Origin of the sequence: Candidatus Epulonipiscium sp. (assembly GCA_012519205.1) — a bacterium.
In the GTDB taxonomy this organism is placed as follows: Bacteria; Bacillota; Clostridia; order Lachnospirales; family Defluviitaleaceae; genus JAAYQR01.
On record JAAYQR010000023.1, the window covers coordinates 13,341 to 38,887 of the forward strand.

Below are 25,547 nucleotides of genomic sequence, written 5' to 3' on the forward strand. Positions count from 1 at the left end.
GTTTAGAAGACGTTTTATCTAATAGGCTTGGCTAATTTTCTACAGGTTTTTCCACATTATAACCCCATCTTCCCCTGTATCCCGATAATATCCTTTTCTTACCCCTTCTGGTGTAAAACCTACTTTGGTATACAACTTTTGCGCCTTTATATTGCTTTGCCTTACTTCTAGGGTAAGACCTATAAGATCCCTCTTTTCTGCTTCTGTAATGATATTATCTATTAGATTAGTACCTATTCCCCGGTTCCAGTAGTTAGGATGTACTGCAATATTAGTTATATGACCTTCATCTATAATAATCCACATTCCTGCGTATCCCACAATATCAGTACCTGAAATTGCAACAATATAATATGCTAGGGGATTTTCATTCAATTCCTTTTTAAAGGAGTCTTTTGACCAGGGTATTTTAAAACATACTTTTTCTATCTCGCAAATTTTATCTATATGACTTTGGCCCATGGGTATGATCTCTATCATAAAAGCCCTTCCTCGGATAGGGAATGATTATTTAATTTAGCTTCGTATTCCCTTTCTGCTTGTGATTTTCTCAAATAAAATGGTATAAATTCCATGGGATTTTTCATTTTTCCCTCTTTTGCAAACAATAGTGCTAAAGCGCCTATAGAAGAGGCTTTTTGCATATCCGAAGATGGGGGGACAAACAAATACTCGTCTTGTTCCATTTTTTCTTCGATGTTTTCTTTATATGCCGATACCCCATCTCCCAAAAAAACTACCCTTTTTCCGTATTCCCTAGATTTTTTTATGCATTCATCAATTTCAATCGCAAGATATTCAGATTGTCTTTTTAAAACACCATTTTCCCATAAATAGAAGGCTGTATAAACTTGTTTTCTTCTTGCATCCATAATGGGGCAGATTAGGTAATCAGTATATGTAATATTATATGCCAACCCATCTAAAGTCGGAACCCCTATAATGGGTTTGCCTAATGCATAAGCCAATCCCTTTGCCGTAGATACTCCTATCCTAAGCCCTGTAAAAGAGCCCGGTCCACTTGAAGTAGCAATACAATCTAAAGATTTTAAATCTATATCAATCATATTGCATAAAGTATCTATCATAGGAAGCAATGTTTGGGAGTGAGTCTTCTTATAATTTGTTGTAATCTCCCCTAATAATTTATCACCCTCTATAATAGCGACTGATGCTACATTCCCCGATGAGTCCAATGCCAGTATCCTCAATTTTCTCCCTCCTTTTTATTGCAAATCATAATTTTTCGATAGTTTTCATCTTTATTTAAATCTTTTTGTATATTAACCCAAATTGCAGACTCAGGAATTAAATCTTCAATCATATTAGCCCATTCAATCAGGCATACACCGTTTCCATAAAAATATTCTTCATATCCGATTTCATCCATCTCATCGATATCAGTAATTCTATACACATCAAAATGATATAGGGGGAGTATTCCCTCATATTCATTTATCACCGTAAAGGTAGGACTTGTAATATGTTCTTTTATATTTAATCCTTGGGCTAATCCCTTGGCAAAAGCAGTTTTACCAACACCCAAGTCACCGATTAAGCAGTATATCTCCCCAGCATTGCTGTTTTTACCTATTTTTATGCCTAGTCTTTTAGTTTCCTCTTCGGAATAAGTCTCATATATCATTGGTATTTTCTTCCCTTTCAAAGTTAATTGTATATTAATTTATTCTAGGTATGCATATATTATTTCGCATAATAATATATTTATGAGTTGATATATCAATGTTTTTACCCTACACAATTGTATTATTTTTTATAATATTATGCAAGAAAAAAGAACGGCTTAGCCGTCCTCCTTACATTATTTCTTATGAAAAAGTGGTTGTAGTGCTTTATATGTTCCATAACTTAAAATAGAAATTACACTGGCCTTTAATAAATTAAAAGGAACAATAGAATATAAAATCAAGGTCTTTAAATCAGTAATATTTGAATTAATTTTAGTTCCCATACTAACGATACTATCTACTGTCATTCCAAACAATACTGCGTAAAATGGTATCATGACAAAATAATTCATTATTCCTGCAATAAGGGCCATAAATAATGTTCCAGCAAAACACCCTATAATAAATCCCTTTAAATTGCTTTTGTATTTATATATCAAACCTAGGGGAAGTACATATGCTACTCCTACAACGAAGTTTGCTGAAGATCCTACAACCCCTGTATTTGTACCGGAAATCATATACATAAGTACTTTAAGAAGCTGAATCATTACCCCTGCTGCAGGGCCTATTGCTAGTGTCCCAATAACTGCCGGCATATCACTAATGTCCATTTTTAGGAATGGTGGAAATCCGGGAATAGGGAAATCAAAAAATTTCATAATTACAAATGATAGCCCCGATAATAATCCCATTTTAACTAAATTACTTGTTTCAAATATCCGTTTCTTTTGTCCTGATACTGTCTGAACGTTTTGCATTTTGCATCCTCCTTAAAATAATTGATATTTTATCGGCTGCATAAAAAAACAGCCTGAGTATTCTTCAGACTGCTTGAATGTACAAAAATAAATGTATTCTAGCATTCTTCTCTCATCCAGACTGTACTGTCGGTTTTGGAATTTCACCAAATCAATGCTTTCGCACTCGCGGACTATCACCGCCGGTCGGGAATCTCACCCTACCCTGAAGAATTCTCTTATTAAATTTGTTATTATTATACTATATGCCCTTAGGACTGTCAACTTGCATACAATTTAAAAATTCTTCTTAAATATATTAAATACCTTTCATGGTCAATGCAATCCTTTTTTTGTTAATATCTATGCCTAATACTGCTACTTTTATAATATCTCCCACACTTACCACTTCCAAAGGATGTTTTATAAATTTATTTGCCATCTCCGATATATGAACCAGTCCATCTTGATGGACCCCTATATCTACAAAAGCTCCAAAATCTGTAATGTTTCTAACTGTCCCCATCAAAATCATTCCTTGTCTTAAATCCTTAAGGTCTAATACATCATTTCGTAAAATAGGTTTTGGCATATCTTCTCTGGGGTCCCTTCCGGGCTTTTCTAATTCCTTTATGATGTCTTTCAAGGTGGGGACTCCTACTTTTAATTTTTCTGCCAATAAACTTATCTCATTTATACTTCCTCTTATATTTTTTATTTTTTCTTCTTCTATGTCTTTTTTGGTATATCCTAACTGCTTAAGAAGCTCCTTCGTCACGTCATAGGATTCCGGATGAACCCCTGTCCTATCTAGGATATCATCGGACTCTGGAATCCTTAAAAATCCCGCACATTGTTCAAATACCTTAGGTCCTAGCTGTTTTACCTTTAATAGTTCTTTTCTTGATTTAAACTTACCATTGGTTTCCCTGTATTCTACAATATTTTTAGCTACGGTATTTCTAATCCCCGCTACATATTGAAGAAGGGAAACTGAGGCTGTATTCAGATCCACCCCAACACGGTTTACACTATCTTCAACGACCCCACCAAGGGTCTCTTCCAGTCTTTTTTGATTCATATCATGTTGATATTGTCCTACCCCAATAGATTTGGGATCAATTTTAACTAATTCCGCTAAGGGATCCTGGAGTCTTCTCGCAATGGATGCAGCACTTCTTATACCTACATCATATTCAGGAAATTCCTCTGAACCTAGGGGAGATGCGGAATATACAGAGGCTCCTGCTTCATTGACTATAATATAATGAACTTCTCGGTCTATCTCCTTTATCATTTCAACAACGAACATTTCTGATTCCCTAGATGCAGTTCCATTTCCAATAGAAACTATATCTACCTTATGTTTTTTTATCAATCCCTTTAGGACCTTCTTTGCTTCCTCTACTTTATTTTGAGGAGCTGTCGGGTATACCACCGTAGTAGCCAATACCTTTCCAGTCTCATCTACCACTGCAATCTTACAGCCTGTCCTAAAAGCAGGATCAAGACCCAGTACGATTTTATTTTTGATAGGGGACTGCATTAAAAGCTGCGAAAGGTTGCTTTTAAAAACAATCAATGCTCCACTTTCGGCTTTTTCTGTCAATTCATTTCTTACTTCCCTTTCGATGGATGGGGCAATTAACCTCTTATAACTATCTTCTATTGCATTTTTTAATATTTCTATAGCAGTATGCCTATTGTTTTTAAGAATTTGCCTTTCTAGAAATTCTATAATCCTTTCAACAGGAGCTTCCACCTTAACAGATAGGTTTTTTTCTTTTTCTCCCCTATTAATAGCTAATATCCTATGACTTGGAATACTTTTTACGGCTTCGCTGTAGTCATAGTACATTTCGTATACGGATTCTTCGCTTTCATCCCTTGCCTTTGTAAGCAAAACACCCATTTTAAAAGTTTCTTCTCTTATATGCTTACGATAATCGGCATTATCAGATATCCATTCTGCTATGATATCCATAGCCCCCCCTATGGCATCCCCTATGGTATTTACTTCTTCTTCGTCTATGTAATCCTTGGCAATTTCTTCTGGCGATACCTTCAAGTTTTGTTCCCATATAATTTGCGCAAAAGGTTCTAATCCCCTTTCCTTGGCTATGGTTGCCCTAGTTCTCCTTTTCGGCCTAAAAGGTCTATAAAGATCATCTAATTCTGTTATCGTTTCAGCCTTTTCGATTTGCCTAATCAATTCTTTGCTTAATTTACCCTGCTCTTCTATGGTCCTTGTAATTTGTTCCTTCTTTTCTTCTAAATTACGAAGATAGTTTAATCTCTCATACAAATTCCTAAGCACCACATCATCTAAAGAACCTGTAGCTTCCTTCCTGTACCTAGCAATAAAGGGAATTGTATTTCCTTCATCAATAAGTTTAATGGTACTTTCTACCTGAAAAGATTTAAGGTTAAGTTCTTCTTGCAACTTTTTTATAATATCCATTTTACCCACCATTTCATTTTTCTATTTGCACCGATATTATTATATATGATTTTTCTGGTTGTAACAACATTAAATCAACCGCCTAATTCATAGAGTTGTCCCTACTAAACTCAAGTTTCTTCCATGTGCTTAAAGTAACAAAATTAGTCCTTAATGGCAAAAAGGACTTTTTTTGAATGAATGCTGTAACATAAATACGCAATATACATATTATAGTATTATATAAAAATGTAGTTACAATAACGCCATTGTATGATCAAAAACAAGTAGGATAAAACCTACTGTTTATATAAAAACGGCTCCATGGATTTATATATGTCTATGGGGCCGCTGTGTATTTATTATTATTTAAAAGATTGACAAGCACTTATATTATATTGTACAATTATTTGTTCAAGAAAATATAGAAAAGGTGAAGATATGAGTAGTAAAGCAAAAGCATTTTTATCGTATTATAAACCATATATGGGGATTTTTATAGCAGATATGGTTTGTGCATTTATAGCTGCAGGGATTAATTTGGTATTTCCCCTCATAGTAAGGTATATAACGGGTGATGTACTTAATGCCAATTCTTCAATAGCAGTTGGACTAATTGTAAAAGCAACATTACTGATGTTATTTTTAACATTGGTGGAATACCTATGTAATTACTTTATTTCATCCTACGGACATATCATGGGTGTCAGAATGGAACATGACATGCGTAATGATATCTTCAGTCATCTGCAAAAACTGTCCTTTAGCTATTTTGATGACCAAAAAACTGGTCATATCATGTCCCGTATAACCAATGATTTATTTGATATCACCGAACTTTGCCACCATGGTCCAGAGGACCTCTTAATTTCTGTCACTAAACTTGTCGGTTCTTTCATTATTTTAATGAATATTAATTTAAAACTCACTTTAATTGTTTTTGCATTTATTCCTGTTATGTTTTTATTTGCTTATTATTATAATGGGAAAATGCATAGGGCATTTAAGAAAAACAGGGAAAAAATCTCAATCATTAATGCTGGAATAGAGGATAGCCTCTCTGGAATTAGGGTAGTTAAATCCTTCACTAATGAGGATATTGAGATGGAAAAATTTGAAGAAAACAATCTTCAATTCGTCCATACCAAAAGCAACAGTTATCATTATATGGCTAAATATCACAGTGGTATTAATGCCTTTGGCTCTTTGATTTATGTTGCTTTGATTCTTGGAGCTTCCCTGCTGATTAATAAGAATCAAATCAATACAGTTGATCTAATTACCTTCTTATTATATATAGGTTCATTCTTAGAACCTGTTAGAAAGCTGGTCAATTTTGCCGAACAATTTCAAAATGGAATTACCGGCTTTGAAAGATTTTACGAAATATTATCTATTCATCCAGATATCGGAGATAAAAAAAATGCTATATCTATAAAAAATGTAAAAGGAGACATTGCCTTCGAACAAGTTTCCTTCCAGTATCCTGGAACATTAAATAATGTTTTCTCAAATATTAATCTTAATATTAATGCCGGGGATTATATTGCCTTAGTGGGTCCTTCAGGGGTAGGTAAAACTACCCTGTGCAGTCTTATTCCTAGATTCTATGAGGTGTCTAGTGGATCCATCAAAATAGATAATAAGGACATTAAAGATATTAAACTGAAATCCTTAAGAAAAAATATAGGGATTGTTCAGCAAGATGTGTATTTATTTACCGGTTCAGTTATGGATAATATCCGTTATGGTAAACCGAATGCTACGGAAGAAGAAATTATTGCTGCGGCCAAAAATGCCAATGCCCATGAATTTATTATGGAATTACCCGATGGATATGACACTGATATCGGTCAAAGGGGAGTAAAGCTTTCCGGGGGACAAAAGCAAAGATTAAGCATCGCTCGAGTGTTTTTAAAAAATCCACCGATTCTTATATTTGATGAGGCTACCTCAGCTCTAGATAATGAAAGTGAAAAGGTAGTGCAAAATTCCTTGGAGAAATTAGCAAAAAATAGAACTACTTTTGTAATTGCCCATAGGCTTTCAACGATTAAAAATGCCCAAAAAATTTTAGTTTTGACAGAAGACGGAATAGCTGAAGAGGGCAATCATAAAGAACTATTAACCTTAAATGGCCTATATTCTCAGCTATACAATATGCAGTTTAAATAAAATGATGGCTCTATAAATTTATAGAGCCATTTTATATTCAATGGGGCAATCCAAAGTCGGATGACTATACTGGTTTAGAGACTCTTTGGAAAGGTCTTTCTAAATTTCTCAACCAATTTTTCTTGCCAGTTGGATACCGGCTCTAGACGTCCTACGAAGAAACGCAAGGTCTTAGGCTCCTCAGTAAATCTAAGTCCTTCTATGAGATTCCTATTCTCCCAAAGCCAATGAATTCTATCCACTGCATAATCCACCTGACTTAAGGTAAATACCCGTCTTGGCATCGCACATCGTACTAGTTCCATGGCTGCAATATGTTCGGTACCATCTGGATTTCTATCTTCACTCAGGGTGCCCCTTTCCATGGAGCGAATGCCTCCTGCTAGGTATAAGGCAGAACATAGGGCTGCTGCAGGATACGCCTCCCCCGGAACCTGCGGAATAAACTGCATTGCATCGATATGGCAACCCAAACCACCAGCAGGTTTTACCACTGGGATGCCTCTTTTATCCAGCTCATCTACCATATACTTTATAAATTGTGGCCCCTGTGAAATCATATCCATATCCAAGGTTTCATCTAATCCTACTACCATTGCTCCCATTTCACGAACAGACATCCCTCCATATGTGAGGAATCCTTCATATAAAGTAACTAGTTCTTTCATAGAATCCCAAAGTTCTTTCGTTCTAAGGCAAATTCCGCCTCCTCTTACAAAACCAAATTTTCTAGCAGAAAAATAAATAATATCAAAGTGTGAAGCTACTTTAAGTATAATTTCCTTTATACTTAAATCCTTACATTGCTCTTCTCTCATCTTCATGAAATAGGCATTATCTTGTAATAAACTGGCATCTAATAATGTCATAATCCCATAGGTTCTACAAATCTTTGCCACTACCTCTATATTTTCTAGGGAGATTGGCTGTCCACCGATGAGGTTTGTGCCTGCTTCCACTCTAACAAAAGGGATATGCTCCGCGCCCACTTCTTTAATAGTGTTTTCTAATTTATCTAAATCAAAGTTTCCCTTAAATAATTCTGTGCTATCTGAAATCAAACTATCATCGCTTAGTACCTCAACAACTCTCCCCCCATTTTCTACAATATGAGCTTTGGTTGTCGTAAAATGATAATTCATCGGCACTACATCACCAGGTTTAACAAAACATTGTGAAATAAGGTTTTCGCAAGCCCGCCCTTGATGGGCCGGTAAAAAATAATCCATTCCGAAGATTTCTTGGAGTTTTTCTTCTAATTCATAGTACGTCCTAGATCCTGCATAGGCATCATCAGAATTTAACATAGCGGCAACCTGGTTATCACTCATGGCATTGACACCACTATCTGTAAGCATATCTAGAAATATATCCTCGTTTTTTAATAGATATAGATTGTTGCCTGCCCCATTTAAGGCATTTAGTCTTTCTTCTATCGGAGGTAAAAATAGCTTTTGTATTACTCTTACCCTGTGCATTTCCAAGGGGACTTCTTTTCCACTAAAAAATTCAATACGGCTCATATTGCTCTCTCCTTTTTAAATAATATATTTCATTCGAACAAGAGGAGCATTAAAAAACGTCCTCTTGCTTTCACAAGAGGACGATCAAATATCGTGTTACCACCTCAATTTACATTTACCTCACAGTAAATGCCTCAGCAGGTACACCTAAAGCTACTTCTTTAAGGATACCCTGTCGCTATAACGGGCGAATTCCCGTAATCCTCTACTCGAAAAAACCTCATTTCTTTCAAGATTCTACTCCCAAGATGTATTCAATCATCTATATTTTCTTCTACCTTGCACCAACCGGCAGTTCTCTGACAAAATGACAGATGACCTACTTCTTCTTAATCATCATATTTATTTAATCTATTTGCTTTTTTTTAATAGTATCACTATATATTTTATATGTCAACTTTTATTAAAAAATTAAATGAAAGCGTTTGTATTTAGTTTTAGCCGAGATTACCTATGATATATAGTAACTTCATAAGGGTAAAGAAAATCAATATTCCTTATCTTTCTATTGCAAGCCTAAATTGTTCATGGATTGCATTCATTGCATCCTCTGTATATTTTTCATCAATCAGCACGGAAATTTTAACCTCCGATGTGGAAATCATACTTATATTGATTCCCGCATTATACATTGCTTCGAACATTGTTGCTGCTACTCCAGGGTTTGTAGCCATTCCTGCTCCTACTATGGAAACCTTTGCTACATCTTCTTTAAATACAACATCTTTTATTTGCATCCTTTCCTGGTTGTCTTTTATTACTTCTATTGCATCATGCAAATCATCTTTAGCTACTGTGAAAGAGATATCCTTTGAACCGTTACGGCCTATTGATTGTAGTATAATGTCTACACTAATTTTGTTTTTTGATAGTAAGGAAAATAGTTCAAAAGCCTTACCAGGGGTATCTGGTATTCCAACAACTGAAATTCTTGCTACATCTTTATCTCCTGCAACTCCGCTTACCAACATTTTTTCCATATTACATACCTCCCTAACGAATGTTCCTTCCGAATTGTTTAAACTAGACCTTACAACTAATTCTACATTATATTTTTTTGCTATTTCCACAGAGCGGTTATGGAGAACTCTTGCACCTAATGTGGCTAATTCTAACATTTCGTCATAGGTTATTTCACTTAGCTTCCTTGCATTTTTAACTATTCTAGGATCCGCTGTATAAACTCCATCTACATCAGTGTAGATTTCACATTTATCCGCCTTTAGAGCTGCGGCTATAGCCACTGCTGTAGTATCAGAACCGCTTCTTCCTAAGGTTGTAACATCATCATATCTATTGATACCTTGGAATCCTGTAACCAATACAATATTTTTTCTATCTAATTCTGTTTCGATTCTTTCCGTATTAATCTTTTTAAGCCTCGCATTGCTATGGGTACGGCTTGTATGCATTCCCACCTGAAAGGCATTAAGGGATACTGCAGGATACCCTAGTTTATTAATTGCCATTGCCATAAGTGCAACTGATTGCTGCTCCCCTACAGATATAAGCATATCCATTTCCCTTCTAGAAGGATGTTCATTGATTTCATGGGCTTTAGCAATTAAGTCATCGGTTGTATCTCCCTGAGCAGATAAAATTACTACAACATTATTTCCCTGCTTATAGGTTTCAATTATTCTTTTTGCAACATTTAATACTCTCTCAGCATTGGCAACGGAACTTCCTCCAAATTTTTGTACTATTAACAAGTCTGTTTCCCTCCTTAAATTATCCTAAAAAATAATCCATTAATTCATGACCTTTTGAAAAGCTATTATTATTTATATTCATATTAATTTCATCATAAACTTGCTTAGGGTTTAGTTTTTCCTTTTTTTTGTGATAAATGAGATAGGGTACCGGTTCGGATGTATGAGTCCTTAATCTAATAGGAGTAGGATGATCCGGCAAAATCATAAGTTTATAATCCTCTTCCAACAAGTCCAATTGTTCCTTTATAACTTTTATAACCTTTTTATCAAGAAGCTCAATAGATTTTATCTTATTTTCTAGTTCATTCCTATGCCCACATTCATCTGGCGCCTCTACATGAACATATACGAAATCCTGACCATTTTTTAATTCATTAATGGCTGCCATAGCTTTACCTTCAAAATTCGTATGGATATTACCTGTGGCTCCTTCTACATCAATAGATTTTAGTCCGGCACAAAGCCCTATTCCTTTAATCAAATCCACGGCAGAAATCACTGAGCCCTTTAGTCCATATTTTTTTTCAAATGAAGGCAACTTGGGTTTACTTCCTTCCCCCCAAATCCAAATTGAATTAGCCGGTTTTAAACCTTTTATAATTCTTTCTTTATTAATAGGATGTTGACTTAAAAATTTGTAACTTTCTTTCATCATCTTAAATATTATATCACTTTGTTTTCCTTCTGGGAGATAGTTTTTAATACTTTTGCCCAATATATCATGGGGGGGAGTTAAGTTAAATTCTTTACTACCCCCATGCCATACCATTAAGTGTCTATAACTAATTCCTGGGAAAAACTCTATCTCCTTAGTTTTAAAATGCTCATTAACATCTTTAATTAATATTTTTGCCTCTTCCGTAGAAATCTCGTCGGAACTATGGTCTAATATGACTTTTTCTTCATATTCGCCATCGTCAGTAACTGTCACCAAATTACACCGAAAAGTTACATCTGTATCCATAATTTCCACTCCCATACTGACTGCTTCTAGCGGAGACCTACCCGAATAATATCTCATGGGGTCATACCCCATTACAGATAGATTAGCCGTATCACTTCCAGGATTCATACCTTTTGGTATTGTATGAACTTTTCCCACTTCTCCATGTTCAGCCAAATAATCTATTGTAGGCTTTTTCGCATATTGAAGAGGTGTCTTGTTTCCCAACTCTTTTATAGGCTCATCTGCCATTCCATCTCCAAGGATTACAACATATTTCATTTTTCTCGCCCCTATTTCTATATTGCCTATTTTTCGATTCTAATTATACTTATTATCTCTTTTATACCCTCTTTTTCTTTTAATAAGTTAACCTTTTCACTAAGGGTTCCTTCTGCCTCATTTTTAGTAATAAACGAAAGTTCTTTTTCACTATTATCTAATTGTATAATTTCTTTCGTTTCAAATATCCTTTCTATCTCTTTTTTTGCTGATTCGAAATCGTCATATTCAATTCTAATAAAATAACGACTATGGACATCTTTTAAGTCCATTAAATTTACCTTTTCTGTACTCCAATGGGATACTATGTTGCAATTTAGATGTTTTATGGCATCTACAATATCTGCAACCACTGCGCTGGCGGTTGGGAGTTTTCCTGCTCCTTTTCCATAAAACATTACATCTCCTATTACATTTCCCTTAATAAATATTGCATTAAAGACCCCATTTACGGTTGCTAAGGGATGCTTTTTACTTATCATAACAGGGGATACCCTAGCAAAAATACAATGTTCAACCTTTTTGCTAGTAGCAAGAAGCTTAATCGTGTAGCCAATTTTTTCAGCATAGGCTATATCTTTTCTTGTTATCTTTGCGATTCCCTCTGTATATATGTCCTCATAATCTACATGCATACCAAATGCCAAAGAGGATAATATAGCAATTTTCCTACATGCATCGTGGCCTTCTACGTCGGCCCTAGGGTCCCTTTCTGCATATCCTTTATCCTGGGCCTCCTTTAAGACTTCTTCAAAATTCCCACCTTCATCAGCCATCTTGGATAAGATGTAGTTTGTTGTTCCATTTAGGATTCCTGTAATCTCATAAATCTCATCAGCAGTAAGGGATTGGTTAAGAGGGCGGATAATAGGGATTCCACCTCCGACACTGGCTTCAAACAAAAAATTAATATCTCTTTGTCTAGCAATCTCTAAAAGTTCAGCCCCATGTTTTGCTACTAATTCCTTATTGGAGGTCACAACACTTTTCCCCTTAAGTAGTGCCCTTTTTACAAATGTGTAAGCAGGCTCGACCCCTCCCATTACCTCTACTATAACCTTAACCTCATCGTCATTTAGGATATCTTCTATATTATCTGTTAAAATTTCTTCAATAGGATCTCCCGGAAATCTTCTTAAATCTAATACATGTTTGATACGGATGGGACTTCCTGCTCTTTTATCAATACTAAACTTATTAGTATTGATAACTTCCACCACACCGGACCCAACCGTTCCATATCCTAATATAGCAATATCTACCATAAAATTCACTCCCTAGCTAAAATTTTAAAGTTTAAAACACCTTCAACTTCCTCTACTTTATTAATGAGTTCCTTTATATCATCTTTTGTAGGATCTGTTTCCATAGTAATAGTTACATTAGCGATCCTATTAACGGGTATCGTTTGATTTATCGTTAATATATTTGCCCCCACAGTGGCAATAAGATTTAGTACATGGGATAAAAGCCCGGCCCTATCCTCTAGCTGAATGGATATGGTAATTGTTCTTCCCCTAGAATTTTCAAAGAATGGGAATACCGAGTCCTTATATTTATAAAACGAGCTTCTGCTAATACCAATAGCGTCAGCTGCCTCTTGAACTGTTTGAACTTTATCTGACTCTAGGAGCCTTTTTGCCTCTACAACTTTTATAAATACTTCTGGAAGCACAGTTTGGTCAACTATAAAATATGTGGCCTTTTCCTTCATAATATACCCCCTTGTATTTATATGATAGACATTTGTTCTTGTTACAAGGAATATATCATATTTTTATAAAATTTGCAAGGGAATGCGATTAAAATATCAAATAAAAAAATGCGGCTTTTGCCGCATTTTTTAGTAAAAATAACTTATGCATTTTCCTCTAGTACCTGTGACATTTCCTTTTTTTCTTCTTCTTCTAAGATTAAATCTACATCTAGAAGTATAACCATTCTATCATCTATTTTGGCTACTCCTGTAATATACCGTCTATCAATACCTGATATAAGTCTAGGTGCTGGTTTTATGTTTTCTTCTTCTATATGCCTTATTTCTATTACTGCATCAACTATAAATCCAATCATCATTTCATTGGAATTAACAATAATCATTTTTGTTTCATCGTCTATCGGTTTCTCAGGCATTTTAAACTTTTTTCTCAAGTTATAAATAGGGTGAACTTCTCCCCTTAGGTTTATAATACCTTCAATGTATTCTGGTGTATTAGGTATCTTTGTAACTTGATGATACTTTTCAATTCCGTATACCTTCATAATATCTAAGCCATACTCTTCCCCGCCTAATTTAAAAATAACCTCTTGTCTTGTTGCCATATCCTTTCCTCCCCTCAAAATTTGCCATCTAGGATTAATGAATCCATTTAAGATATGCATTGATAAATCTATCAATATCCCCGTCCATAACTGCTGAAACATTTCCTGTTTCTTCGCTGGTCCGGTGATCCTTAACCATATTATAGGGATGAAAAACATAGGATCTTATTTGACTTCCCCAACCGATTTCTTTGACTTCGCCCCGAATACCCTGTAGCTTTTCCAGTTGCTCTTCTAGCTTTCTTTCATGCAACTTTGCCCTTAGCATTTTCATCGCTCTATCTTTATTTTTATGCTGTGAACGTTCATTTTGACATTGAACTACTATATTAGTAGGTACATGGGTAATGCGAACAGCGGAATCCGTCGTATTAACATGCTGCCCACCTGCTCCGCTGGATCTATAGGTATCAATTCTTATTTCCTCTGGATTGATTTCTATATCCACATCATCATCTATTTCTGGAAGTACATCACAGGATGCAAAGGAAGTATGCCGTCTCCCAGAAGAATCAAAAGGCGAAATTCTAACTAGACGATGGACACCCTTTTCTGATTTCAAATACCCATAGGCATTTTCACCATTTATCTGAATAGTAACCGATTTAATCCCTGCTTCATCTCCCGGCAAATAGTCTAAGACTTCTACCTTATATCCTTTATCTTCTGACCATCTTATAACCATCCTGTAAAGCATGGATACCCAATCACAAGCCTCTGTTCCCCCTGCTCCAGAATGAAGAGTAAGTATTGCATTGTTCTTATCATATTCCCCATCTAATAAGGTGCCAATCCTCATATCTTCATAGTGCTTTATAAATTCTTTACTTAGACCTTTTGCTTCCGGAATTAATTCTTCTTCTTTTTCTTCTAGGGCCATTTCAATAAGCGTAATTATATCTTCAAATTCCTCATAGAGTTCTTCGAACTTTTCTATTTTTGTTTTTAAAAATTTTATCTCTTGAAGGATTTTTTGAGCTCCCTCCATGTCATTCCAAAAATCTGAATCCGATGACTTTTTTTCTAAAATTATGAGCCTTTTTTTAGCAGAAGCAATGTCAAAGTGAATCCCTCATTTCTTCTAGTCTATCCTTATAAGGCTGGAGCTCTAATTTTAATTGCTCAAGCTCTAACAACTATCTCAACTCCTCTATCTTTACTATACGATATATTATGCATTTTTTCCACAACAATGTTTATATTTTTTTCCACTACCACAGGGACAAGAATCATTTCGTCCTATTTTCCCCTCTTTTCTCTTATAAGGGGTTCTTACACTGGATTCTTCTCCCCTATTAGTCGAAGTCGGTTCTGCAACTCTTTCCCTTTCAGGTTTATATGCAACCTTCACATGGAAAAGCGCACGAACTGTATCTTCTTGAATATTAGCACTCATCTCTTCAAACATATCATAACCAACAAATTGATATTCTACCAATGGATCTCTTTGTCCGTAAGCACGCAGGCCTATACCCTGACGCATTTGATCCATATTATCTATATGATCCATCCATTTTTGGTCAATTACTCGAAGGAGAATCACCCGCTCAATCTCACGCATTTGTTCTTCTCCGATTTCCTTTTCCTTACTGTCATATAATTTTAATGCTTTTTCTATTAACTTATCTTTTAGGGTTTCTTTTGTTATATCTTCTCTTTCTTCCTTCGATACTTCTACTTCTTCTATCGGGATTATTCTCACTAGGTAATCCCCAAGCCCTGCTATATTCCAATCATCTGGATGTGGACTTTCTCCCGTGTTTATCTCTACTGCATGTTCCACGGTGTCTTTTATCATCTTTATGATATTACCTTTTAGATTATCTCCTTCTAACACCTTACGACGTTCCCCATATATGATTTCTCTTTGTTCATTCATAACCCTATCATATTCAAGTAAGTGCTTACGAATGGAGAAGTTATTACCTTCCACCTTTTTTTGTGCATTTTCTATGGCTTTAGTGAGCATTTTATGCTCTATGGGTTCATCTTCTGGCATATTTATGGTTTCAAATATCTTTGCTATCCTATCTGAACCAAAAAGCCTCATTAAATCATCTTCAAGGGAAATATAAAAACGTGATTCCCCGGGGTCTCCTTGACGACCAGAACGACCTCTTAACTGATTATCAATACGTCTTGATTCATGTCTTTCTGTACCAATAATCTTTAGTCCCCCTAATTCTACTACCCCTTCTCCAAGTTTAATATCTGTACCACGGCCTGCCATATTGGTTGCAATGGTAACTGCACTCCTTTGTCCTGCCATAGCAACTATTTCGGCTTCTCTTTCATGATATTTTGCATTTAATACTTCATGCTTTACGCCTCTTTTTCTAAGAAGTTGGCTAAGCATTTCGGATGTTTCGATAGTTATAGTACCTACTAAAACTGGTTGTCCTTTTTCATAAGATTCTTCAATTTCGTTAACAACAGCATTAAACTTTGCTTTTTCTGTTTTGTAAACTACATCTGAATGGTCAATACGGGCAACTGGTTTATTAGTAGGAATAACGATTACATCCATACCATAAATTTGGCGGAATTCCTCTTCCTCTGTTAATGCAGTACCCGTCATACCACATTTTTTGTTGTATTTGTTAAAGTAATTCTGGAAAGTAATTGTTGCTAGAGTCTTACTTTCCCTATTTACCTCTACGTTTTCTTTAGCCTCTATAGCTTGGTGAAGCCCATCCGAATATCTTCTACCTGGCATTAGCCTTCCTGTAAACTCATCAACTATTACGATTTCCCCATCATTAATGACATAATCTTTATCCAAATGCATAAGGTTATTGGCTTTAAGGGCTATGTTTATATGATGTTGTATTTCCATATTCTCAGGATCTGCCAAGTTATTTAGTCCAAAATATTGCTCTGCTTTTTTAACCCCTTCAGCTGTTAGGGTAACTGTTTTTGCCTTCTCATCAACTACAAAGTCTCCTTCTTCTTCTACCTCTTGGCGCATTAGGTTATTTAAGGATGATTCTTCTGTTAATGTTTTTCCCTTAATTAATCGTCTAACTAAGGTATCCGCTGCCTTATACAAATGAGTAGATTTAGAACTACTACCTGATATAATCAGTGGAGTTCTAGCTTCGTCTATTAATACTGAGTCCACTTCATCTATGATTGCATAGTTAAGTTCCCTTTGAACCATTTCCTCTTTGTATATGACCATGTTATCTCTTAGGTAATCAAAGCCATATTCATTATTTGTTCCATAGGTAATATCACAGTTATAAGCCTCTCTGCGTTCTTCAGGATCCATATCGTTCAGAATAACTCCTACACTAAGTCCCAAAAATTCATGGACCTTCCCCATCCATTCTGCGTCACGTTTTGCCAGATAATCATTAACCGTTACAATGTGAACACCTTTTTCTTCTAGGGCATTCAAATATGCAGGAAGGGTGGAAACTAGGGTTTTACCTTCCCCTGTTTTCATTTCAGATATTCTTCCTTGGTGCAAGATTACTCCCCCAACCAACTGAACTCTAAAATGTCTCATTTTTAATACTCTTGTAGCAGCCTCTCTTACAACTGCATAAGCCTCCGGTAGTATATCATCTAGGGTTTGTCCTGCGGATAATCGTTTTTTGAACTCATCTGTTTTAGCCCTTAGCTCATCATCTGTTAGTTTTTCCATCTGTGGAGCCAACTCTTCAATATCATTAACAATGTCTTCTATTCTTTTTAGTTCACGTTTGCTATGACTTCCAAATATCTTTTCTAAAAAACTTTTCACAGATTCACCTTCTTCATTATCTTGATATTAATCTATTATCATTCTTTCCCAAAATAGTATATCAAACATTAGGTTCATTTACAATACTACAGTATATTCTTGGATAGATTTGGTCATTAAAAAACCCACGAAATATCGTGGGAGTTTTCTAAAATTCTGGTTCAATTAACCCGTAGGTGCCATTTTTTCGTTTGTATACTACATTTACTTCTTCTGTTACCGCGTCTCTAAATACAAAAAAATCATGTCCTAGTAAATCCATCTGCATTGCCGCTTCTTCCACATCCATAGGCTTGATTGCAAAACGTTTGGTTTTTTCTATAATGATTGATTCTTCATCCTCATTATCTTTTTCAATATTTTTTATGAATTCTTTTTTAAACGGGCTATTCCCCCTATGTTTATCCTTAAGACGGTTTTTAAATTTTAGTAACTGCTTTTCTAATACATCTACAACCTCATCAATTGCAGCATACATATCCTTTCCTTCAACTTCAGCCCTTAATATTGTTCCTTGAAAAGGGATCGTTACTTCCACAATATGTCTTAACTTCTCAACACTAAGGGTAACCTGTGCTTCTGTTTCAGCTATAAAAAACTTTTCTAATTTAGTTAGTTTATCCATTACTTTTTGCTGAAGGGCATTGGTAATTTCTATATTTGTTCCACTAATAATATAACGCATAACGACCAACTCCTTTTATATAGTACTTTCCCAAAAAGGTTTTATCTTTTTGTATATATAATATATTCTACAAATTATATCATAATCCTTTTTTAAAATAAACATTTTCTTAATTGTAGTTTTATCATTTAATATTTCATAATACAATGTAAAATTATCCACAAAATATTATAATCTGCACTATATATAGTCATAGGACAGAAAAACAGCCTTATTCTTCTAAAAAAATGAAAACTCTTCAAATCAATAATAAAACAGGATTAGATTAAAATAAACATTTGTTTTACAAAACCTTACCCAAGAAAATCTTAGTTCTTTCTTCCTTAGGACTAGAGAATACCTTCTTTGGTCCTCCCTGCTCAATGATTTTTCCCTCATCCATAAAAAGCAGCCTTGTTCCTACTTCCTTTGCAAAACCCATTTCGTGGGTTACAATAACCATAGTCATACCTTCATTAGCCAAATCCTTAATTACCTCTAGCACTTCTTTTACCATTTCGGGGTCTAGAGCTGATGTGGGTTCATCAAACAACATAATCTCCGGGTTCATGGCAAGAGCCCTTGCTATAGCAATTCTTTGCTTTTGTCCCCCGGATAATTTATTAGGATATTCTTTGGCCTTTTCCCTAAGCCCTACCTTATCTAGTAATTTATAGGCAATATCTCTTGCCTGCTCCTTGCTGTAACCTTTTAATTTAATAGGTGCTAAGGTTAAATTGCTAATAACATCCATATGGGGAAATAGATTAAAGTGTTGAAAGACCATTCCTACCTTCTGGCGAACAAGATTAATATTGGTTTGCGGTGATGTTATGTCTATTCCTTCTACTTTAATCTGTCCTTTTGTGGGCTGTTCCATTAAATTGATGCATCTTAAAAAGGTGGATTTACCTGAACCGCTAGGCCCTATTACAACCACAACTTCTCCCTGCCTAATACACTCATTAATTCCCTTTAGCACTTTTAGGTTTCCGAAGTTTTTATACAAATCAATAACCTCAATCACTTTTTCTCATCCCCCTCTCTACAATACGCATAATCTTCGTAAATATTCCTGTCAGTATTAAATAAATAATTGCAACTGCCATCAATGGTTCAAATCCCCTGTATGTCTGGCTTGTAATTATATTAGCGGAACGAAGTAAATCCGAGCCTCCAATAAATCCAACAATAGATGTTTCCTTAAGTAAAATTATAAATTCACTTACCAATGTAGGTAAAATATTTTTTATAGCTTGTGGAATAATAATATGATACATTGCCATTCCATATCCCATACCAAGGGAACGAGCTGCTTCCATTTGCCCCTTATCAAGGCCTTGTATCCCTGCTCTAACTATCTCAGCAACATAAGCCCCACTATTAATACCAAAAGCTATCCCCGCCACCAATAATTTAGGGGCATTAATCCCTCCAAATATCACTGTATGCATAATCATAAGCTGCACAACCGCTGGAGTCCCTCTAATGATATCAATATACATTGTTGCCAAAAATGAAAGGGGATTAAACTCTGCTAGCTTTCTACATCCCTTCTTCCCCCTTAAGAATTTAAATGGTTTAAATTCTGTTACTCGAAACAAAGCAATTACAACACCTATAAAAACCCCAATAATAGCGGCAAATGCAGTTACTGCTAAGGAAAATCGAAGCCCATCTAAAATATATTTATATCTTTTATTCCCAAAGAATATTTCCCATACCGACATACTCCCACCTCACATTACTTTTATTCCTATATTATTGAAGAAGTCTAAAAATAATCAATGCCCATTTTTGTCATTCCTCTGACTTTTACATTCTATATTGTATCACAGAAAAAGGTCAGCAGTATATACTGCTAACCTTTTTAATTATTATTTTTTACTCATGAACAAAATATTTTTCTACCAGTTCATCGTACTCACCATTAGCTTTCATCTCTTCTAGTACAATATTTATAGTATCGATTAGTCCTTGGTCTCCCTTCCTAGCGGCTATTGCATACTCTTCTTGAGTTAGTTCCAGAGGCAAAATCTGTATTTTGTCATTTTGAGAACTAAAGTTTCTAGCTGGTTCAGAATCTAAAACAACCGCATCTACCTTACCATTTTGCAAATCCATAATGGCAGCAAACGCCGCGTTAAACTGGACAACTTCTGCTCCTTCTATGGTTTGTGCTTCTTTATCTCCCGTTGTTCCTAACTGAACACCAATTTTTTTATTTTTAAGTTCTTCAGGGCCTTTTATTTCCGTATTGTCTTTCATAGTAACAATTACTTGGCTTGCTTCATAATATCCACTTGAGAAATCGACATTCTTCTTCCTCTCTTCGTCAACACTCATTCCAGCAGCAATAAAATCAATTTTGCCAGCTTGTAGGGCTGGTATTAAGCCGTCAAATAACATGTCTTCAATTTGTAGTTCTACCCCTAATTTTTTTGCTACTCTCTTTGCAATTTCGACATCAAAACCCGCTACTGTATCCCCTTCCCTGTATTCAAAAGGAGGAAACTCCGCATTCGTCCCCATGACAATGACACCTTTTTGCGTAATATTTTTTAGAGTATCTATTTTTTTTCCACATCCAACCAATCCTACTAAAACTACTATTGTTAATATAAAACTTATTATTTTCTTCATTATATCCTCCCCTTCTGTTTTGTATAATTATACAACCTGCTGTATAAACAGTCAACTGTTTTTATTATTTAGTTTTATTATTTTTTGAGATATGTAAAAGAAATTTCCCTTGCAAAATTAAAACGATTAAAACTAAATATACATCTTTCATTCTCATTTTGTGAATAACTTTCTTAGTTTCCACAAAACATTTGTTTTGTGTACATAAAATCTGTGGATAATGTGGATAGTTTTGTGCATAACTATATTCATAGTACTTATAAGGTTTCTTTATGTGGATAAACTTGTGAGTTTTTTATAATTGTAAAAGATTATGTTAATCTCAGCCGTTTTTTAAATAAAAATACCTTAACTAATGAATATGATTATTAATTAAAATTATTATTGATGCATCAATTTATCCTTCTATATTTTAAATTGTGTCAAATTTCTCTACATTTTATTACAAATCAAACTAAAATATAAAGGTTGTCTGTTGTTAACACAAATGCTACAATTAAATCTAAGTTTTATTAGATGCTTTCAAATACAATATCCAATATAATTAAAGTGAAAATCCGAGGTGAAGATATGCAAAGCCGTGCAGGAGTTCCTGTGTATATGAAAATTGCAGTAGATATGGCAGGTAGAATTTATAAAGGAGAATTTTTAGAAGGAAACAAATTAAGGGGTCGCTCCACTTTAGCAGGGGAATATAATGTATCCCCTGAAACTATAAGAAGGGCTATGAGACTTCTCGAAGATATGGAAGTTGTTACTGTTACCCAAGGAAGTGGCATCTATGTAAAATCAAAAGAGAAAGCCTATAGATTTATGGAGCGTTTTAAACAAAAAGAAAGCATTGATGAATTGAAAATTAGTGTAAAAAATCTGTTAGAACAGAAAAAGAAAATAGAAATTGATATCTTGGATAAATTAAATACCATTATAGAGTATGCCGATAAATTAAAACATAGTAATCTTATTACCCCTATGGAAATTGTTATTCCTTTTGATTCTCATACCATAGGTAAAAATATTTATGATACAAAGTTTTGGCAAAATACAGGAGCAACCATAGTAGGAATAAAAAGAGGGCAGGAACTTATAGTCTCCCCAGGACCCTATACTGAATTCCAACAGGGTGATATACTTATAATAGTCGGGGACCCCTACGTTAGAAATCGAACCAAGGAGTTTTTATCCGAATGATTTACAAATTCATATATTAAAATCTCCCAACCTAATAGAAAATCTCTATTAGGTTTTTTATTGTGATTTGACACCTGACAACTTTGGTGTTAGTATAGGTTGTTGGTTGGCAAAGTTATCATAAAAATAAAGATAGGAGGATTGAATATGATTGTTTATGAAAATGTCACTAAAAGATATGATGATATAACTATTGTGGATAACCTTAACTTAACTATAAATAATGGAGAGTTTGTTGTTCTCATCGGCCCTTCCGGTTGTGGTAAAACTACAACTCTAAAAATGATTAACAGATTAATAAAGACAAATGAGGGAAACATTTATATCGATGAACAAAATATTATGGAAATGAATGCCGTTGAACTCCGTAGAAAAATAGGTTATGTCATTCAACAAATTGGCCTTTTCCCTAATATGACCATAGAAGAAAATATATCCGTTGTTCCAAAACTATTAAAGTGGAGCAAAGAAAAATGTAATAAAAGAGTTCATGAACTTCTAGAAATGGTTGATTTACCCTATGATGAGAATGCTAAAAAATACCCTAACGAGTTAAGCGGGGGGCAACAACAAAGAATCGGTGTCTTAAGAGCATTGGCTGCAGAACCCCCCATCATTTTAATGGATGAACCCTTTGGGGCTTTGGATCCAGTAACAAGGGATGGTCTTCAAGATGAATTGAAAACTTTACAAAAGAAATTAAATAAAACTATTATTTTTGTAACTCATGATATGGATGAAGCTGTTAAGATGGCAGATAAGATTGTCTTTATGTCTAAAGGTAAAATCTTACAAGCTGCCACTCCTGAAGAAATGCTTAATAAACCTGCCGACCCAATTATCAGTGACTTTATGGGAAGATTGTCTTATTCCCGTAGTGGCAGTGATTTAACCTGTGCAGATGTTATGAAAACCAGAGTTTTAACCCTCCCTGAAACTAAAAAAACCCTAGAATGCATTGAACATATGAAGCAAAAAGAACTTGATTCAGCCATAATAATCGATAATAATGATAAATTCAAGGGAATTGTCACTATAGAATATATAAGAGATCATGGAAATCCCGGTGAAATGATATCTAAATTAGTTAATTCTAAAGTTCCTACAGTTACTTTAAATACCAATGCAAAGGAAGCCTTTGATTTGTTAATTGAAACTAAGGCTAGTTATCTGGTTGTTTTAAATAGAAACAAAACAATAGCAGGTATTATAACAAAAACCAGTATGACCAAGTCCCTAGCAAGTGTAGTTTGGGGTGAAGCAAATTGAAGATGATTATAACCTTTCTAGAAAGATATGGAGATATGCTCATTAAATCAATACTTATTCATTTACAATATGTTTTTATCTCAGTAAGTATAGGATTTGTCGTTGCTTTATTTCTCGGAATATTATTATCTAGAGCACCTAAGGTTTCAAAAATAGTAATTCCCTTAATAGGGGTTTTTCAAACGATTCCCGGGTTGGTTTTTATCGGCGTGCTTTTTATATACCTAGGAATGAAACCTCTAACCGTTATCACAGCACTTTCTATATATGCCCTGTTTCCCATCCTTAAAAACACCTATACAGGTATTGTTAATGTTGATAAAAACCTGAAAGAAGCAGCTCGGGGCTGTGGGATGACCAAAATGCAAATTTTATTCAAAGTGGAGCTGCCCCTAGCAATGGGTTCGATATTTAACGGTTTAAGAATGTCTACCATATATACGGTAAGCTGGGCCGTATTGGCTGCCATGATTGGTCTTGGAGGATTGGGAGAATTCGTATATCGTGGAATTGAAACCAATAATCAAACCTTAATTATTGGTGGTGCCCTACCCTCTGCTATTCTAGCGATGGTTCTTGGATATATTATAGATACTGTTCATAAAAAAATAACCCCACGGGGTCTGCAAGGGAGGATGTAGTATGGAAATATCAAGAGTATTTGAACATTTGTACTTGGTAGCTATTGCTTCATCTATAACAACCTTATTCGGATTAATTCTTGGGGTTTTATGTCATATTTTTAAACCTACTAAAAAAGTTATTCTTTGGATAGTGGATGTGTTGCAGACTCTTCCAGTTTTAGCCCTACTTGGCTTAATAATGATTGTTTTTGGTGCCACAAGTACCACTGTAATAGTAGGACTTGTGCTTTATTCCTTGCTCCCCATTGTTAGAAATACCTATGTAGGTCTAGAAGATATCGAGCCTGGAATAAAAGAAGCAGCCAAAGGGATGGGAATGACCAAAATCCAAAGATTGTTCAAAATCGAGTTGCCCTTAGCCTTTCCTATGATTTTTACGGGAATAAGAATTGCTGTAGTCACGTCTATCGGTACTGCTGTATTTGGTGCAATCGTAGGTGGTGGTGGCTTAGGATCAACTATAAATAGAGCTATCCTTATTCAGGATATGACTACTTTAATGGAAGCAACCATAGCCCTTATGCTTATGGCAATTCTTTTTGATCTTGGTATGGGGTATATGGAAAGCCGATTAAAAACTCGACAATTCAAAAATTAAAAGGAGATTAACATGTTTAAATTCAAAAGAATGATTTCTGCTTTAATAATTATGTCTATACTTATGGCATCATCTACAGCGTGCAATTCTAGAGGGGACTCTAAAAATGAAATAATATTGCTTAGGGGGTATTTTTCTGAAATTGAAATTTTGATACAAATGGCAGGTATATTAATAGAAGAAAACACCGATTTAAAGGTTATCTTCCATGATTCCATGCAAACTATTCCAGCTTCAAAAGCTAATCGAGCGGGGGAAGTCGATCTCTTTGTATCTTATGATGGTACCCATCTTACAACCTTAATGGGCCGTGATACAAAAGATGTGCCGGAGGATGAAGAGCTTTTTGAATGGGTAAGAAAAGAAGGCGCTAAAGAATTAGGCCTTACATTAACTGATAAATTTGGATTTGAAAACACCTATGCCATAGCCCTTAAGAAGGAATTTACTGAGGAAAACAATATTGAAACTATCAGTGACTTAGTACCTTTTTCAAAAGACTTGGTATTTGGTGCTGAACATGAATTTTTCGATGATGAAGCCTCCATGCGTTTTAATCCGTTTAATGAATACTATAATACCCAATGGGCTGATAGTAAATCCATCGATATCGGTCTTAAATATGCTGCAATAGACAATGGTAATATTGATGTAACGATAGCTTTTTCAACGGATGGTTTAAATAGAAAGTCTGGTTTAAAGACTCTTATTGATGATAAATCCTTCTTCCCGCAATATTACGGGGCCTTTCAAATAAGAGATTCTTTATTCGAAGAATATGCCGAAACCGCACCGAATCTAGAGAAGGTATTAAATAGCTTGGCCGGTCTTATAGATAATGAAACGATGACCGAAATGAATTATCAGGTAGATGCAGAAGGTCGCAACCCCACTGATGTTGCTAAAGAATTTTTAGTAGAAAATGGCTTGTCTAAATAATAGCATAAGAAAAACTTTTGCAA

Annotated in this window: 23 protein-coding genes, 1 riboswitch and 1 other annotated feature; of the genes, 6 read left to right on the forward strand and 17 right to left on the reverse strand. The window is 34.9% G+C overall.

What is annotated here, in order from left to right; translation table 11 throughout:
- Window positions 1–39: 39 nt before the first annotated feature.
- From rimI to GX308_07290, 5 genes are all read right to left on the reverse strand, one after another.
- Window positions 40–480, reverse strand: a complete 441-nt coding sequence (gene rimI / locus GX308_07270; GenBank protein ID NLK21870.1) for a ribosomal protein S18-alanine N-acetyltransferase — start codon at window positions 478–480, stop codon at window positions 40–42.
- Complete coding sequence (tsaB, locus tag GX308_07275) at window positions 477–1,211, reverse strand: tRNA (adenosine(37)-N6)-threonylcarbamoyltransferase complex dimerization subunit type 1 TsaB (GenBank protein NLK21871.1); 735 nt, start codon at window positions 1,209–1,211, stop codon at window positions 477–479. The genes rimI and tsaB overlap by 4 nt, the downstream gene beginning before the upstream one ends.
- Window positions 1,208–1,645, reverse strand: coding sequence for a tRNA (adenosine(37)-N6)-threonylcarbamoyltransferase complex ATPase subunit type 1 TsaE (gene tsaE, locus GX308_07280; protein NLK21872.1), 438 nt, complete (start codon window positions 1,643–1,645; stop codon window positions 1,208–1,210). The genes tsaB and tsaE overlap by 4 nt, the downstream gene beginning before the upstream one ends.
- Before the next feature lie 177 nt (window positions 1,646–1,822).
- Window positions 1,823–2,449, reverse strand: coding sequence for an ECF transporter S component (locus GX308_07285; GenBank protein NLK21873.1), 627 nt, complete (start codon window positions 2,447–2,449; stop codon window positions 1,823–1,825).
- A 100-nt stretch (window positions 2,450–2,549) separates the two neighbouring features.
- Window positions 2,550–2,666: riboswitch (FMN riboswitch) on the reverse strand.
- Between the two features lie 81 nt (window positions 2,667–2,747).
- On the reverse strand, window positions 2,748–4,889 hold the full coding sequence (locus tag GX308_07290) for an RNA-binding transcriptional accessory protein (GenBank protein ID NLK21874.1): 2,142 nt from the start codon (window positions 4,887–4,889) through the stop codon (window positions 2,748–2,750).
- A 420-nt stretch (window positions 4,890–5,309) separates the two neighbouring features.
- Here GX308_07290 and GX308_07295 point away from each other — a divergent pair, with 420 nt between their 5' ends.
- Window positions 5,310–7,043 (forward strand): ABC transporter ATP-binding protein, encoded by a 1,734-nt coding sequence (locus GX308_07295; GenBank protein ID NLK21875.1) that lies wholly within the window; start codon window positions 5,310–5,312, stop codon window positions 7,041–7,043.
- 74 nt (window positions 7,044–7,117) lie between these two features.
- Here the strand turns inward: GX308_07295 and GX308_07300 are convergent, their stop codons facing one another.
- From GX308_07300 to GX308_07355, 12 genes are all read right to left on the reverse strand, one after another.
- The gene (locus GX308_07300; GenBank protein NLK21876.1) at window positions 7,118–8,566 is read right to left on the reverse strand and encodes a tryptophanase; all 1,449 of its coding nucleotides are present in this window, start codon (window positions 8,564–8,566) and stop codon (window positions 7,118–7,120) included.
- Window positions 8,567–8,639: 73 nt separating this feature from the next.
- Window positions 8,640–8,912, reverse strand: a binding site (T-box leader).
- Window positions 8,913–9,063: 151 nt separating this feature from the next.
- The gene (locus GX308_07305) at window positions 9,064–10,278 is read right to left on the reverse strand and encodes an aspartate kinase (GenBank protein ID NLK21877.1); all 1,215 of its coding nucleotides are present in this window, start codon (window positions 10,276–10,278) and stop codon (window positions 9,064–9,066) included.
- A 19-nt stretch (window positions 10,279–10,297) separates the two neighbouring features.
- Window positions 10,298–11,506 (reverse strand): cofactor-independent phosphoglycerate mutase, encoded by a 1,209-nt coding sequence (locus GX308_07310; protein ID NLK21878.1) that lies wholly within the window; start codon window positions 11,504–11,506, stop codon window positions 10,298–10,300.
- Window positions 11,507–11,532: 26 nt separating this feature from the next.
- Window positions 11,533–12,771 carry a homoserine dehydrogenase gene (locus GX308_07315; protein ID NLK21879.1) on the reverse strand — a complete coding sequence of 413 codons (1,239 nt, stop codon included), beginning with the start codon at window positions 12,769–12,771 and terminating at the stop codon, window positions 11,533–11,535.
- Between the two features lie 5 nt (window positions 12,772–12,776).
- Window positions 12,777–13,220 (reverse strand): ACT domain-containing protein, encoded by a 444-nt coding sequence (locus tag GX308_07320; protein ID NLK21880.1) that lies wholly within the window; start codon window positions 13,218–13,220, stop codon window positions 12,777–12,779.
- Window positions 13,221–13,363: 143 nt separating this feature from the next.
- A complete protein-coding gene (locus GX308_07325; GenBank protein NLK21881.1) occupies window positions 13,364–13,828 on the reverse strand; it encodes a purine-binding chemotaxis protein CheW in 465 nt (154 codons plus the stop codon).
- A 34-nt stretch (window positions 13,829–13,862) separates the two neighbouring features.
- A protein-coding gene (gene prfB, locus GX308_07330; GenBank protein NLK21882.1) for a peptide chain release factor 2 occupies window positions 13,863–14,964 on the reverse strand; the annotation gives its coding sequence in 2 pieces (ribosomal slippage) (window positions 13,863–14,888 and window positions 14,890–14,964; 1,101 coding nt in all).
- Window positions 14,965–14,999: 35 nt separating this feature from the next.
- Window positions 15,000–17,576, reverse strand: a complete 2,577-nt coding sequence (gene secA / locus GX308_07335; protein ID NLK21883.1) for a preprotein translocase subunit SecA — start codon at window positions 17,574–17,576, stop codon at window positions 15,000–15,002.
- A 148-nt stretch (window positions 17,577–17,724) separates the two neighbouring features.
- Window positions 17,725–18,261, reverse strand: coding sequence for a ribosome-associated translation inhibitor RaiA (gene raiA / locus GX308_07340; GenBank protein NLK21884.1), 537 nt, complete (start codon window positions 18,259–18,261; stop codon window positions 17,725–17,727).
- A gap of 283 nt (window positions 18,262–18,544) precedes the next feature.
- On the reverse strand, window positions 18,545–19,267 hold the full coding sequence (locus GX308_07345) for an amino acid ABC transporter ATP-binding protein (protein ID NLK21885.1): 723 nt from the start codon (window positions 19,265–19,267) through the stop codon (window positions 18,545–18,547).
- Window positions 19,260–19,970 carry an amino acid ABC transporter permease gene (locus GX308_07350; protein ID NLK21886.1) on the reverse strand — a complete coding sequence of 237 codons (711 nt, stop codon included), beginning with the start codon at window positions 19,968–19,970 and terminating at the stop codon, window positions 19,260–19,262. The genes GX308_07345 and GX308_07350 overlap by 8 nt, the downstream gene beginning before the upstream one ends.
- 154 nt (window positions 19,971–20,124) lie before the next feature.
- Entirely contained in the window at window positions 20,125–20,883 is a 759-nt protein-coding gene (locus GX308_07355; GenBank protein ID NLK21887.1) for a basic amino acid ABC transporter substrate-binding protein, read from the reverse strand.
- 570 nt (window positions 20,884–21,453) lie between these two features.
- Here GX308_07355 and GX308_07360 point away from each other — a divergent pair.
- The 5 genes from GX308_07360 to GX308_07380 all read left to right on the forward strand — a co-directional run bounded on the left by GX308_07360 (window position 21,454) and on the right by GX308_07380 (window position 25,524).
- A complete protein-coding gene (locus GX308_07360) occupies window positions 21,454–22,074 on the forward strand; it encodes a GntR family transcriptional regulator (protein NLK21888.1) in 621 nt (206 codons plus the stop codon).
- A gap of 147 nt (window positions 22,075–22,221) precedes the next feature.
- A complete protein-coding gene (locus tag GX308_07365; GenBank protein NLK21889.1) occupies window positions 22,222–23,343 on the forward strand; it encodes a betaine/proline/choline family ABC transporter ATP-binding protein in 1,122 nt (373 codons plus the stop codon).
- 35 nt (window positions 23,344–23,378) lie between these two features.
- Window positions 23,379–23,984: an ABC transporter permease gene (locus tag GX308_07370; GenBank protein ID NLK21890.1), complete on the forward strand. Its 606-nt coding sequence runs from the start codon at window positions 23,379–23,381 to the stop codon at window positions 23,982–23,984.
- Between the two features lies 1 nt (window position 23,985).
- Window positions 23,986–24,585 (forward strand): ABC transporter permease, encoded by a 600-nt coding sequence (locus GX308_07375; protein ID NLK21891.1) that lies wholly within the window; start codon window positions 23,986–23,988, stop codon window positions 24,583–24,585.
- Window positions 24,586–24,597: 12 nt separating this feature from the next.
- Window positions 24,598–25,524 carry a glycine/betaine ABC transporter substrate-binding protein gene (locus GX308_07380; GenBank protein NLK21892.1) on the forward strand — a complete coding sequence of 309 codons (927 nt, stop codon included), beginning with the start codon at window positions 24,598–24,600 and terminating at the stop codon, window positions 25,522–25,524.
- Window positions 25,525–25,547 lie beyond the last annotated feature (23 nt).

Coding starts and splice junctions, on each gene's coding strand:
- GX308_07370 (NLK21890.1), top strand. CDS start 23,379: ATGCTCATTAAATCAATACTTATTCATTTACAATATGTTTTTATCTCA.
- GX308_07295 (NLK21875.1), top strand. CDS start 5,310: ATGAGTAGTAAAGCAAAAGCATTTTTATCGTATTATAAACCATATATG.
- tsaE (NLK21872.1), bottom strand. CDS start 1,645: ATGATATATGAGACTTATTCCGAAGAGGAAACTAAAAGACTAGGCATA.
- GX308_07325 (NLK21881.1), bottom strand. CDS start 13,828: ATGGCAACAAGACAAGAGGTTATTTTTAAATTAGGCGGGGAAGAGTAT.
- GX308_07320 (NLK21880.1), bottom strand. CDS start 13,220: ATGAAGGAAAAGGCCACATATTTTATAGTTGACCAAACTGTGCTTCCA.
- GX308_07360 (NLK21888.1), top strand. CDS start 21,454: ATGCAAAGCCGTGCAGGAGTTCCTGTGTATATGAAAATTGCAGTAGAT.
- GX308_07285 (NLK21873.1), bottom strand. CDS start 2,449: ATGCAAAACGTTCAGACAGTATCAGGACAAAAGAAACGGATATTTGAA.
- GX308_07365 (NLK21889.1), top strand. CDS start 22,222: ATGATTGTTTATGAAAATGTCACTAAAAGATATGATGATATAACTATT.
- GX308_07300 (NLK21876.1), bottom strand. CDS start 8,566: ATGAGCCGTATTGAATTTTTTAGTGGAAAAGAAGTCCCCTTGGAAATG.
- GX308_07380 (NLK21892.1), top strand. CDS start 24,598: ATGTTTAAATTCAAAAGAATGATTTCTGCTTTAATAATTATGTCTATA.
- GX308_07350 (NLK21886.1), bottom strand. CDS start 19,970: ATGTCGGTATGGGAAATATTCTTTGGGAATAAAAGATATAAATATATT.
- GX308_07290 (NLK21874.1), bottom strand. CDS start 4,889: ATGGATATTATAAAAAAGTTGCAAGAAGAACTTAACCTTAAATCTTTT.
- GX308_07310 (NLK21878.1), bottom strand. CDS start 11,506: ATGAAATATGTTGTAATCCTTGGAGATGGAATGGCAGATGAGCCTATA.
- rimI (NLK21870.1), bottom strand. CDS start 480: ATGATAGAGATCATACCCATGGGCCAAAGTCATATAGATAAAATTTGC.
- GX308_07375 (NLK21891.1), top strand. CDS start 23,986: ATGGAAATATCAAGAGTATTTGAACATTTGTACTTGGTAGCTATTGCT.
- GX308_07315 (NLK21879.1), bottom strand. CDS start 12,771: ATGGTAGATATTGCTATATTAGGATATGGAACGGTTGGGTCCGGTGTG.
- GX308_07355 (NLK21887.1), bottom strand. CDS start 20,883: ATGAAGAAAATAATAAGTTTTATATTAACAATAGTAGTTTTAGTAGGA.
- raiA (NLK21884.1), bottom strand. CDS start 18,261: ATGCGTTATATTATTAGTGGAACAAATATAGAAATTACCAATGCCCTT.